This is a genomic window from Desulfocurvibacter africanus subsp. africanus DSM 2603, from assembly GCF_000422545.1.
Classification (GTDB): domain Bacteria; phylum Desulfobacterota; class Desulfovibrionia; order Desulfovibrionales; family Desulfovibrionaceae; genus Desulfocurvibacter; species Desulfocurvibacter africanus.
Genome location: NZ_AULZ01000001.1, coordinates 167,071 through 179,197 on the forward strand (window position 1 = coordinate 167,071; position 12,127 = coordinate 179,197).

General features: G+C 61.7%; 10 protein-coding genes. 3 read left to right on the top strand and 7 right to left on the bottom strand.

Annotated elements, in window-relative coordinates; genetic code table 11:
• Positions 1-392: 392 nt before the first annotated feature.
• The gene (locus H585_RS20675) at positions 393-1,043 is read left to right on the top strand and encodes an OsmC family protein (RefSeq protein WP_034626848.1); all 651 of its coding nucleotides are present in this window, start codon (positions 393-395) and stop codon (positions 1,041-1,043) included.
• A 178-nt stretch (positions 1,044-1,221) separates the two neighbouring features.
• On the opposite strand, the gene tmcA is transcribed toward H585_RS20675, so the two are convergent.
• The 4 genes from tmcA to tmcD are packed head-to-tail and all read right to left on the bottom strand — an operon-like array spanning position 1,222 to position 4,921.
• Positions 1,222-1,605, bottom strand: coding sequence for an acidic tetraheme cytochrome c3 TmcA (tmcA, locus tag H585_RS0100750; RefSeq protein ID WP_027366357.1), 384 nt, complete (start codon positions 1,603-1,605; stop codon positions 1,222-1,224).
• Positions 1,606-1,620: 15 nt separating this feature from the next.
• On the bottom strand, positions 1,621-2,958 hold the full coding sequence (tmcB, locus tag H585_RS0100755) for an electron transfer complex ferredoxin TmcB (protein ID WP_027366358.1): 1,338 nt from the start codon (positions 2,956-2,958) through the stop codon (positions 1,621-1,623).
• Between the two features lie 28 nt (positions 2,959-2,986).
• The gene (gene tmcC, locus H585_RS0100760; RefSeq protein WP_027366359.1) at positions 2,987-3,646 is read right to left on the bottom strand and encodes a TmcC family electron transfer complex membrane anchor subunit; all 660 of its coding nucleotides are present in this window, start codon (positions 3,644-3,646) and stop codon (positions 2,987-2,989) included.
• 9 nt (positions 3,647-3,655) lie between these two features.
• Positions 3,656-4,921, bottom strand: a complete 1,266-nt coding sequence (gene tmcD / locus H585_RS0100765) for an electron transfer complex subunit TmcD (RefSeq protein WP_027366360.1) — start codon at positions 4,919-4,921, stop codon at positions 3,656-3,658.
• Positions 4,922-5,494: 573 nt separating this feature from the next.
• On the opposite strand from tmcD, the gene H585_RS20680 reads away from it, so the two are divergent.
• Positions 5,495-7,291 (top strand): ABC transporter ATP-binding protein, encoded by a 1,797-nt coding sequence (locus tag H585_RS20680; RefSeq protein ID WP_034626923.1) that lies wholly within the window; start codon positions 5,495-5,497, stop codon positions 7,289-7,291.
• 249 nt (positions 7,292-7,540) lie between these two features.
• Here H585_RS20680 and H585_RS0100775 read toward each other — a convergent pair whose 3' ends face one another.
• From H585_RS0100775 to H585_RS0100785, 3 genes are all read right to left on the bottom strand, one after another.
• Entirely contained in the window at positions 7,541-8,755 is a 1,215-nt protein-coding gene (locus tag H585_RS0100775; RefSeq protein WP_027366361.1) for a ChaN family lipoprotein, read from the bottom strand.
• Positions 8,746-10,011 carry a phenylacetate--CoA ligase family protein gene (locus H585_RS0100780; RefSeq protein ID WP_005988463.1) on the bottom strand — a complete coding sequence of 422 codons (1,266 nt, stop codon included), beginning with the start codon at positions 10,009-10,011 and terminating at the stop codon, positions 8,746-8,748. The genes H585_RS0100775 and H585_RS0100780 overlap by 10 nt, the downstream gene beginning before the upstream one ends.
• Positions 10,012-10,136: 125 nt before the next feature.
• Complete coding sequence (locus tag H585_RS0100785) at positions 10,137-11,042, bottom strand: tRNA (adenine-N1)-methyltransferase (RefSeq protein ID WP_027366362.1); 906 nt, start codon at positions 11,040-11,042, stop codon at positions 10,137-10,139.
• Positions 11,043-11,124: 82 nt separating this feature from the next.
• Between H585_RS0100785 and H585_RS0100790 the strand changes: the two genes are divergently transcribed.
• Entirely contained in the window at positions 11,125-12,108 is a 984-nt protein-coding gene (locus H585_RS0100790; RefSeq protein ID WP_027366363.1) for a radical SAM protein, read from the top strand.
• The last annotated feature ends 19 nt before the right edge of the window (positions 12,109-12,127 follow it).

Below are 12,127 nucleotides of genomic sequence, written 5' to 3' on the forward strand. Positions count from 1 at the left end.
GCGTAGGCGCAATTCACTTGCGCCGTTAACGCCGGAGCGGGCGTCTTAAAAGCAATCTGCTCTAGACTCTCTCCCGCCTTGGAAATGATTTCCCTTGACCCTCATTTTCTCGTTTCTTGTGCAAGCTGCTATAACTTCAATTTAGCGAAACACTTTTTCTCCTTATCAAGTTATCAGTATGCCTGACAATTACTGTAAAATTTTATTAAGGTTCAGCTATGATCTCCCTTCGGCCCACATTGCCCCTCGAGATAATCACTTGCCACGAAACAGGGGCATTGCACAGTGCGTCCTTAGGAGTATTAGTATTTATAAAGTCGTTTTCCCAAATCCAACCGATCTGGCTGATGCCCATATGGCTGATGACCAAAGGATCAACCAAAGGAGGAGCCATGGCGAAATTCGTGAACGGAATCGACGTGGAGGGGCTCAAAAATACGATTGGAGCCATCAAGGAGAAGCCCGAGCTGGCCTCGTTCAAGTTCCGGGCCTCCAACAAGTGGATCAAGGGCACCAACAACAAAGCCACGGTCAAGGGCTACTACAGCGCCGGCGAGGAGCACGATAAGCGCGCGGTGTCCATGACCTTCGATGAAGACGAGCCGCCGGTGCTGCTTGGCAATGACAAGGGCCCCAACCCGGTGGAATGGGTGCTTGTAGGGCTTTCCGGTTGCCTGACCACCTCACTTGTTGCCTATGCCGCGGCAAAGGGCATAGAGCTGCGCTCCGTGGAATCCGAGTTGGAGGGTGATCTGGACGTGCGTGGATTCCTGAATCTCGACCCCAGCGTGCGCAACGGCTACCAGAACATCCGCGTGCACTTCAAAATCGACGCCGACGCGTCCGACGAAGAGGTCCGCCAGCTCGTGGAGATCGCCCAGCAGCGCTCGCCGGTCTTCGACATCGTGACCCATCAGGTGCCAGTGCAGGTTGATTTCGAACGCAAGGCAGCTCGGAGTCAGGTCAGCTCGACCGACGAAAGGCGACCAGGCAAGGCCGTGCGGGCCCGGATGGTCAGGAGAAGGCGGGGCATGCATGCGTAATGGTTGAGCTTTAAGCAACCATTACGATTTTGGAATGCGCAGGCGGAAAGCAAAAGTCCTGTGCGCCATGCCGGGCATGGCGCACAGGACTTGAAAGACGGAAACTAAGGCTTGATCAATCTCCGCAGTTTGAGCGGAGTATGAAAAACGCCAGGGGACAGTGTCCCCTGGCTTCAGGCTAATTCTTCACGTGGCATTCGCCGCACATGACCGGCCCCTTGGCCTGCTTCTCGTGGCAGCCCCAGCACTGCTGGTGGTAGGCGTCCTGCAGGCCGGGCGTGTCGCCGTCCTGCTCCAGGGCATGGCAATCGGAACAGGGCGTGCCGACCGAATCCTCGTCCTCGGCGAGCACGCCGTTGACCCAGACATGGTGGCAGGCGTTGCAGCTCTCTATGCCGGCTTTCTCGTTGTGCTCGTCGTGGTTGAACACGGCTGCCGGACGTTCCAGCTTGCCGAAGGCGTCCGTGGGCACATGAGTCATGTCCTCCTGGGAGAAGGCGGGCAGACTGAACAGGGTCGCGGCCGCGAGGAGCGTCAGGGCGATGAGCGTGTGCTTGAACATGGCGTCCCTCCGGCCTTAGACGGCCTTGGTCTTCTTCATGTGCTTGTAGATGATATCGCCAAGGAACATGAGCTTCATGTCCAGGTGATAAGCATGGATGATGTCTTCAAGGCCGCCGTGGCAGTTGTGGCAGGGCGCGATGACGATCTTGGCGCCCGTGGCCTTGAGCTGCTCAGCCTTGGCCCTATTGCCCTTGACGCGCGTCTCCTTGAAGGGGGGGCCGCAGTTGATGACGCCGCCGCCTGCCGCGCAGCAAAGGTTGTGCTCGCGGTTCGGAGTCATCTCGATGTAGTTCTTGCAGAAGGCCTTGGCGACCTCGCGGCCCTGCTCCATGAGACCCCGGCCGCGGATGATGTTGCAGGGATCGTGGAAGGTCACGAGATCCTCGATCTGCGTCTCGACCTGGATGCGGCCCGAGGTGAGCAGCTCGTGGTAGAACTGCACGCCGTGCACGATCTCTATGGGCGAATCCCTCCAACCCAACCAGCGGTTGCCTACATCGTACACCGAGCGGAAGGCGTGGCCGCACTCGCCCATGACGATGCGCTTGACGCGCAGGCGCTGGGCTGTTTCGAAGTGCAACCGCTTGAGCCGGCCCATGATCTCGTTGTTGCCAACGAACATGGCCATGTCCGAGTTGTCCCAGCCCGGCGTGGCCGGGAAGGTGTAGTCCATGCCGGCTTCGTGGAAGATGGCCGCGGCCTGGTAGATGAGCTGCGTGCGGAACTTGGGCTCGGGCGCGATGACCGAGTACATGATCTCAGCGCCTTCCTTCTCGAGCGGGATGCGCAGGTCCGGGAACTCGTCGCGAGCTTCGTCTTCCTGCCACTTGAGCGAGTCGATCCACTCGTCTTCCTTGACCCACATCTGGTTCATGGTCGCGGAATGAGAGTTGGCCGTGTCCTGGATGTACTGGGGAGTGACGCCCAGACGGTTGCCGATGCGGCGCACGATGCCCATGACATAGGCCGTGTCGATGCCGAAGGGACAGTAGTGCAGGCAGCGGCGGCAGAGGTTGCACTCGGTGTGCGCGAGCTGCACGGCGTTGCGCACGAACTCGGCGCTGACCTTGCCCTTGCGGCGCACCATCTCCCAAGCCGTCTGGTGCATCTTGGCCACGGGCGAGTAGCTCGGATCGCGGTCGCGGGACAGGAAGTAATGGCAACCCTCGGCGCACAGGCCGCAACGCACGCAGTCGCGCATGTAGGCCTGGAAGCGGATGGAGGTTTCCTTGTCGATGACCTCGTTGATGACCTTTTCTATGCGCTCGGGGGTCAGTCTGGCCGCGCCGCGGTCCAGGCCGGCGTCCTCGACCTTGCGCCACTTGTCCGTCTGAGTGAGCGGTTTCGTCATTGTATGCTTCTCCTTGCTGGCCTGTGGGCTACCAGTCCTTGCAGTGGCGCACCGCGCCAAATTCGGAGGCTATGTAGCCGCGCATGAACAGGCCGTAGAGCATGTGTTCGGCCCTGGTGAAGGGAATCATGACGAGGAAGGCCTCGCCGGCCAAAATGTGCAGGTACAGCATGATCTGATAAGGCCCAAGCTGGTGGTAGGCAAGCACGCCGGACAGGAAGGTCACCAGCACGGTGCCGACCATGAACCAGTCCTGCCAGCCGGTGACGTAGCGCACCTCGGGCGTGGCCCAGCGTCGCCAGATGAAATAGCCGCAGCAGAGCACCACCACGATGGCCAGGATGTCGGCCACGGCCTCGGGCAGCGTGGGCCAGGAGATGCCCAGCCACTGGTTGAAGAGCATGACATGGGCCGTGAGAAAGATGGGCACGACGAAAATGAGAATATGGAAGACGAAGGTCACGGCGGTGAGCACCGGCGTGGTGCGCCAGCGCATGGTGTTGTAGGGCACCAGCCAGTGGGCCATGGAGCGCAGCACGTGCTTCCAGCTCCAGTAGACGAGCACGAACTGGTCGCGGCGTTTGGCTTCCATGTAGGCGTAGACCAGCCTGTAGACGCTGCCGGCCAGGAAGACCAGGAAACTGATCCACAAGAGCGGGCCGGTGATGAAGTCGTAGAATGTGTGCATGGCTTCCTCCTAGCCCAGGATGTCGCCCAGGGATGCGACCCGGCGCAGGTACTTGCCATCCTTGATGGCCCGGATGAGGATGCGGTCAGACTCGGGTCCAAAGGTCGGATCCCAGAGCATGTCGAAATCCTCGGAATAGACCTTGCCATCGACGCACAGGCTGTAGCGGCCGCCGCGATCAAGGCGCACGGCGCAATGCTTGCCGTCGGGCGAGAACTGCGGGGGGAAGGCCCTATCGTAGCCGCCGCACCAGCGCTGGCCGTCGACCATGACCCACCATGCGTTGTCATCCTTGCCCATGCAGGCGAGGGAGCGGCCATTGGGCGAGAAGGTCAGGTCCATAACCACGCCATTGAAGGATTGCTCCCAAGGCTGGCCATCCACGGCCACGGTCCAGTGGCCAAGGCCGGTAGCCACGATGGCCGCCAACCTCTCGCCGCCCGGAGAGAACTTCTGGCTCCAGAGTTGAGTGAAGGGTTTGTCCCAGAGCTTGCGCCCGTCCTCGCACAGGAACCACTTGCCGCCCATGCGCGCCGGCGCCACAACCCCGCCCGAGGTCGGGTTGAAACAGGGCGCCCAGACGCTCTGGAAGATCTGCTCCCAGGGCTTGCCGTCCACGGCGATGGTGTACTCGTACTGGCTCAAGCGCACTTCAGCGGCAAGACGGCTGGAGTCGGAGTTGAAGGCCAGACTCCAGACGCTCACGAAGTTTTGCTCCCAGGCCTCGCCGTCGATGGCGGCGCTGAATACGCCCTTGGCGAAGGTGTCGATGTCGGCCTGGCCAAGGGACTTGACCTGCACGGCCGCTGCCGAGTGCGAGCCGTCGTCCGAGAGCAGCCAGTTGTTGGCGTTCTCGTACATCTGCTCCCAAGGCTGATCGTCCACGGCCATGCCATACTTGCCGTCCAGCTGCACGGCCACGCCGATGGCGCTGCTCTTGGGCGCGAACACGGTGCTCCAGGCGAAGCCGAAGCGCGACTCCCAGGGCTGGCCGTCGACGGCCACAGTCCACTCGTCCTCGCTCATCACGAGACAGGTCAGCCTGCCATCCGGCGCATGGCGCAGGTACCAAGCCTTTTCGAACTCCTGCTCCCAGAACTCGTCATTGACCAGGACCGTGAAACCGGCGTCGGGCTGCTTGACGATACAGGCCACTGATTCACCGTCCGGCGAGGCAATGGGCTCCTCGCGCCACTCGTAGTCAGCGGCCCTGGCCGAAAGGTCGGCTACGACCCTGCTGCCTGGCTTCCAATCCCAGGCCGAAAAATTGCTCATGCGCTACCTCCTGCCGGCAATGGGCGTCAGATAAAAGGACTCCCTCGCAACGACTCTAACAGCATCCTTCATAAAAAACTCAATAAGTCAAGGAGGAAGGAGTAAAACTGATTCGGACGCGCTCCGGCGTGATATCGAGTAGAATTGTCCCAAGCCGTTTTGGCCAAGTGTTGAAAAATCCTCTATCATGATCATGTTTAAAAATCATTGGCATATTTAATATAATTTATCTATCAATTCGATGTCAAAAATTTAATTTAATAATACATATGGTTATAAAACAAAAAGACCCTCAACTTGATTGTCCAATCAACCAGCCGCCAAGCTCTCGCTGTCTGCAAACCCGCGCCAGTTTTGCATTCTGCGCTTTTAGCATTAAGCATTGCCCCAACTGCCAGTGTATAGAGCCATTCGATACCTGAAAATTCAACCTGGCTGCCCGTCGGGCGAAGGATTCTGGAACAAGCGATGCCCCATACTCAAGCAAGTGGAACAAAAACCAAAACCGAGGCTGCTGTCGGCCTCGAGGCAGGCGCCACGGCCTTGCCTGATTCTCTTGCCTCCGAGGCAGCTTTGGGTCGCCATCTGTGGCGGCTCGTGCCCTTCGCACGTCCTTACACCAAGCGTATCCTCACGGGTCTGGCAACCAACGCCATGGCCCGCCTGTTTGATCTTCTACCGCTGGTCCTCGTGGGCCAAGTGGTGGACCTCATCACTCCCGGAGCCAACGGCCTGGCCCTGGCCGCGACCGAACCGCACCTGTTCTGGGTCTACGGCCTGGCCGTACTCGGGGGGTTTCTGGGCTTGGCGCTATGCCAATCCGCCAGCGACTATGCCCTCGACTCCATGGCCCAGATGGTGCGCCATGACATCCGCGGCCGGCTGTACGAGCATATCCAGCGGCTGGACGTAGCCTTCTTCGAGGAACGCCAGACAGGCGACATCATGTCCGTGGTCTCCTCGGATGTTGACACCCTGGAAAATTTCTTCGCCGACGTATCCACTTCGATAGTGCGCCTGGTCATCACCTTCACCGGCACCTACGCGGTGCTGTTCTGGCTGGACTGGCGACTGGCGCTGCTGCTGCTCGCCCCTCTGCCCTTCGCGGTCGCGGCCGTGCGCTTCTTCGCCAAGCGCGTGCAGCCTCGCTACCGCCAAGCCCGTCGCGCCGTGGCCGCCATCAACTCGATCATCGAGAACAACCTGCAGGGCATAGGCGTGATCCAGGCCTACACGGCCGAGGGCCCGCAGGCCGAGCGCGTTCTGGCCCAATCCGCCGAGTACCGCGACGCGGCCATTCACGCGGCGGCCGAACGAGCGCGCTTCCTGCCGATCATCTACGTGCTTGCCGGCCTGTCCTTCGGAACGCTCATCGCCCTGGGCGGCTGGCTGACCTTCACGGACCAAGGGCCCAGCGTGGGCGATTTCACGTCCTTCATCCTGCTGGCCATGCGTCTGGTGCTGCCCTTGTTCGTCTTCGGCATGCTCATCAACCAGATCCAGCGCTCCGAAGCCGCAGCCCAGCGCATCATGGAGCTGTTGGACACGGAGCCCGCCATCCGCGACCGGCCCGACGCCAAGCCCCTGGCCGAGCGTCCGTCCTGCGTGGAGTTCCGCGACGTGCGCTTCGACTACAAGGGCCGCGAACAGATCATAAACGGCGTGGGCTTCGCCTTGGGGACAGGACGCCTGATCGGCGTGGTAGGTCCCACGGGCGCGGGCAAGTCCACGCTGGTCAAGCTTCTCCTGCGCTACTACGAACCGGACTCGGGCCAGATACTGGTGGATGGCTTGCCCTTGACCGGCCTGGCTCTGGAGAGCTTCCGCCGCTATGTGGGCTATGTATCCCAGGACCCATTCCTGTTCTTTGGCCCGGTGCTGGACAATATCCGTCTCGGCTCGCCCGAGGCGTCCGACGAGGACGTGCGCCATGCGACCGAAGTTGCCGGAGCCGACGAGTTCATTCAGGGTCTGCCCCAAGGCTATCAGACCCTGGTGGGCGAGCGGGGCCTGAAACTATCCGGCGGTCAGCGCCAGCGTATCTCCCTTGCCCGCGCCATTCTGCGCGATCCGGCCATCCTGCTGCTGGACGAGGCCACGGCCAGCGTGGACACGCGCACCGAAGAGATCATCCAGCGCAACATGGACCGCTTGCGGGCAGGCCGCATGATCCTGGCCGTGGCGCACAGGCTGTCCACGGTACGCAACGCGGACGAGATACTGGTGCTCGTGGATGGCCTGGTCGTGGAACGCGGAAGGCATGAGGAACTGGTGCGGAAAGGCGGGGTTTATGCGGGTCTGTGGAGCGTGCAGAGCGGAGAAGGCGCGCCAGTCTCGTCTGTAGCGCAAACCGCTGACCAGGAAGCTTGATAGCTCCTGAGAGCCGTTTGAAGTTTGCAGATAAGAAAATAAGAGTGCAGGGAAATCATTTCCCTGCCGGGAGTGGGTCTGGGAGAGGGCAGCGCCCTCACCCAGTTCACATCCAAAATGCGCAAGATGGATCGCCTTGCGAGCAAATGCGCGGGGCGAGGCCGCACCGGCCATGCTGCGCGGAATCCGGGCAAGTTAACTTCCGCCCCGGTTTCCAGGACCAAAGGGCATCGGCGTTCCCGGGGTCGGCTACGGTTCCCCAGCCTTGCCAAGCTTTCCCAGGTCCAATGTCAGCAGCCTCGAGTCGCGCAGCACGGTCAGAGTCAGGGGCTTGCCGGCCTTGTGCGCCTCCACGCCTGCCTTGTGCAGGTCCCACAGGCTGGTCACGGGCGTTGCGCCGGCCATGGTGATGACATCGCCGACCTGCAGGCCCGCGTTTCCTGCCCGGGAATCGTCATCCACGTCCATGACTATGACGCGCTGACCTTCTTCTTGAAGGACCATGCCCATGGAGCTGCGGTGCGTGGCCGGACAATAATAGAAGACATCCGCGCCTTCGCGGGGCTCCTTGCCGCGCCAGGGCAGCACTAGCAGGATCTTCGCGCCTGGATCGTAGGTCCGCAGACGGTGGGCGATGCCCCAGCCGAACTCCACATGGCCCGCGCCGGCCACGATGGCCACTGGCCGCGCGAAGTTCCTGCGCGCTTCCACGGCCTGCTCGGCCATCTTGCTGTCCCACAGGGATTGGATAAGGAAGAAGCGCTCATGACGCAGCCCGGCTTCCAGTTTGTCCATGTCCTCGCCGGAGCTGTGCTGCGTAAAGACATCCTCCAGAACCTTGGCCTGCTCCGCCGGCGGCGGCACGATACTCTCGGGCAACAGAATGGTCTCTTCGGGGCTCAGGGAATTCAGGCCTTCCGCGCTGACCTGCGCGATGATCGTCTGAGGCAGGTTGAGAGCCGCCATGGGCAGCTTATGTTCCTTGGCAGCCAGAAAAATGGGCTCGTAGAGATCGAAGCCGTAGCCCCAGGCCTTCTGCCAGTCCAATCGCTCTTCCACCACCTGGGCGTCGAGAATGTCGTCGGCGAACTCGTCCAGGATATCCTGGCGCGTTACGTCGACCATCTCAAGACCAACGACGGGACCGGAGCCTTGAGCGGCCATGGCCCGGATAAGCGCGGCCTGGGAGATGTGGTCACAGCGGCTGCCGTGGCTTTCGCCAAGCAGGATGTAGTCATGCTTGGCGGCCAGTTCGGCGAATGCCTTGTGCGTGATGCGCTGGCCCTTGGCGTTGAACAGGCTGCCTGGTTCAGTGCCCGCGGGCGGGACGGCCTGACGGCCCTTGGATGCGGAAGGAGCGACCGGAGTCGGCGCGCGGCCCGGCCCGGCCGCGCATGACGCGAGCCAGGCCAGGGACACGGCGATTATGAACAGTCGAACGATGGGTCTTACGGCTAATCCCACTTACGCTTGTCCTCGATGGGACGGATCTGCGGCGGCAGCGAACCGGGAGCCAGGATCTTCAGTTCTGGGCGGAGCTTGATCTTCTCCCGGAAGGTATGCAGCAGCTCGTCCTGACGCTTGAAGTTGGAAGCCTCGATATAAAGTTCCATCTCGTCGATGCCTTCGGGGTTGGTAACCACGATCTGCCAGCGTTTGATTTCCTCGTAGGTGGACATGACCTGCTCGACCTGGTGCGGGTACACGAACATGCCCTTGATGCGAGCCGTGGTGTCCACGCGGCCGACGATGGTGCCCAGCCGCGGCGTGAAGCGGCCGCAGGCGCACGGGGCACGATCGATGTAGGACAGGTCGCCGGTGGCCAGGCGGATCAGAGGGTAGGTCTTGTTGAAGGCCGTGACCACGATCTCGCCCACTTCGCCGTCCTTGAGCGGAATGCCCGTGTCGGGATGGCAGATTTCCACGAAGGCGCGGTTGGAGATGTGCAGGCCGGTCTTGTGGAAGCACTCGTAGCCGATGCAGCCCACGTCGGCCGTGCCGTAGCCCTGGCGCATGATGCAGTCGAACTTCTTCTCCACCTGCGAGCGCATCTTCTCGGAGAACTTCTCGCCCGTGACGAAGGCCACTTCCATGAAGAGGTCCTTGCGCAGGTTGAGGCCCATCTCCTCGGCCTTCTGCGCCAGGTGCAGCAGGTAGCTGGGCGTGCCGATGTAGCCCGTCACGCGCAGCTTCTGCATGATGTCGAGCTGGCTGTTCGTATTGCCGGGACCGGCCGGGATCACGGCGCAGCCCAGGTTCTTGAGCGGCTCCTCGAACATGAGGCCGGCCGGGGCCAGATGGTAGTTGAAAGTGATCTGGGCCACGTCGCCGGAACGGAAGCCGCAGGCGTAGAAGCCCTCGGTCCAGCCCCAGTAGTCGTCGGCGCGGTCTTCCGGATCGAAGATGGGGCCGGGCGACAAGAACACGCGGCGCAACTCGCCCAGGTCCTTGGTCAACAGGCCTCCGAGGCGCGGGCCCATGGACTGCAGGAAGATGAGTTCCTTCTTCTTGAGGATGGGGATGTGCTTGAGGTCGGACAGGTTCTTGAACTTGTCCACGTGGAACTGGGCGCGGTCGAAGCGCTTCTTCACATCCTCGGAATAACGGTAGGCATACGAGAGCAGCTCCTTGAGCTGGATGAGCGAGTACTGGTTGCGCTCGCTTCCGTCGAGGACCTCCCGGCGCGAATATATGCCTTCTGTGCGATCTTTGCGGGTCATGTATGTCCGCCCTCTGAATCTATGCGGGTAGTTTGGTTATGATGCCGTCAATCTTTAAAGACTGTTCAGAAAAAAAGCAAGCCCCTGCCACGATTCGTGAAATATTACACCACGATATCCAGAAATTACCCCAAACCGCGGCTGTCTTCCAACTCCTCGGCCACGTCCGTGCACTCCTGCGCGCAGGCTTCACCTTGGCTTTCCGTCTCGGGATCGCTCTCCGTAGCAACGCAATCCGGGGAATCCGTATCAACCAAATCCACGGCAGGCTCCTGCACGCGGGCGAACACGAGGAAGCCCGTGTGGGCCACCATGCGGTCGTCGGGCCGCAGCCGCTCGGCAACGGGCTTGTAACGCCGCAGGAATATTTCCAGCATCTCGATGTCGGCGAAGGGACCGGCTTCCAGGGCGGCGATCAGGGCGCTGACCTGGTTGGTGGTGGGCACAAGGAAGCCTACGGGCGCGCCGGGCTTGACGGCTTCGGGAATGCGTCCCACGTAGTCCTCGGGCGTGCGCACGTCCAGAAACAGCGCGTCCGCGTCCGTGCAGCCGAAACCCTCGGCGATGTCCTTCTCAACATGCGTCACGCGGCCGTCGTCCAACCCGGCCCAGGCCAGGTTACGCGCGTTGAGCTTGAGGAACTCGGGCCGGCGCTCGTGGGTGTAGACCTTGCCTTGCGGTCCCACGAACCAGGCCAGGGCCACGGTCAGGCTGCCCGAGCCGCAGCCCGCTTCGACCACGGTCACGCCCGGCCCGATGCCGAGCTTCATGACGAGATAGCCTATTTCCTTGGGGTATATGATCTGGGTCTGGCGCTTCACGCCTTTGACCAAATCATACAGGGTGGGCTTCATGATGCGATAAGACCGACCCATATGCGTCCTGGCCGTGTGGCCGAAGCCCGCCTCGGCCACCGCTGCCATGGGTAAAATGCCATCCTGCGTGTGCAGTTTGTCGTCGGGAGCCAGCTTGCGCAGGTAGCGCTTGCCTTTGGGACTTACAAGCAGTACCAATTCGCCAGGCTTTAACATGGATAACCTCCGGGAAGCTGTAGTCTGGTAGTCGTGGCCGCGGCTCCTGTCAAGAATCTATAGTTGGCATAGAAATCCCTCGATGAAATACAAGTACGTCTTCGGCCCGGTTCTCTCCGGCCGCCTTGGCCGATCCCTCGGTCTGGACCTCACCGCCGCTCCCATCTGCTCCATGGACTGCCTGTACTGCGAGGTGGGTCGCACGGCCGTGCTGACCACCGAGCGCAAGGCCTATGTGCCGGCCAAGGCTATCCTGGACGAGCTTGCCCATTGGCAAGAGCACGTCGGCCTGCCGTTGGACGCGGTCACCCTGGGCGGCTCCGGAGAACCCCTGCTCAACACCGAGTTCGGCGAGGTCATCCGCGGCGCGCGGCGCATCATGCCCTCGGTGCCCGTGGCCGTGCTGACCAATGCGAGCCTGCTGGTGGAACCCGAGGTCAGGCGCGAGCTGGGCCAAGCCGACATTGTTTTGCCGTCCCTGGATTCCCTGGTCGACGAGGAGTTCGCGGCCGTGAACCGGCCGGCACCAAACGTGACCCCCCAAGCCGTGGCCGAAGCCCTGCTGACCTTTCGGAGCGAGTTCGCCGGGCGCATCTTCCTGGAGGTGCTGCTGGTGGCCGGGGTTAACGACAGCGAGGAGAACCTGCGCAGGCTCAAGGCCTTTGTCCCCCGGCTCAGGCCCGACCGCGTGGATGTGATGACCATGACCCGTCCAGGCGCGTACACTGAAGCCAGGGCCGTGCCCAGGGAGTCCCTGGAGCGCTGGCGGCGCGAGTTGTGTGCCGACATAACGGAAGCTGTCGGACAGAGTTCATCCGCTTTGTCGGCCAACCTGTTGACGAAACAGGAAATCCAGGAGATAGTTCAGAATTCCGTGCGACGCAGGCCACAGACCGTGGCGCAACTCGCACAAGCCACGGGCCTGTCCGCCGAAAGCGTGCGCGAAGCCCTGGACATCTTGAGCAGAACGGGCGGAGTCCGCACCATCGCAGCCCCTGCCGGCGAATCCGGCAGCGAGCAGGCTAGCGCACAGGACGGACCATACTACTCCGCAGGCCGCAGATAGGCCCATCGGCCTTCGCCTT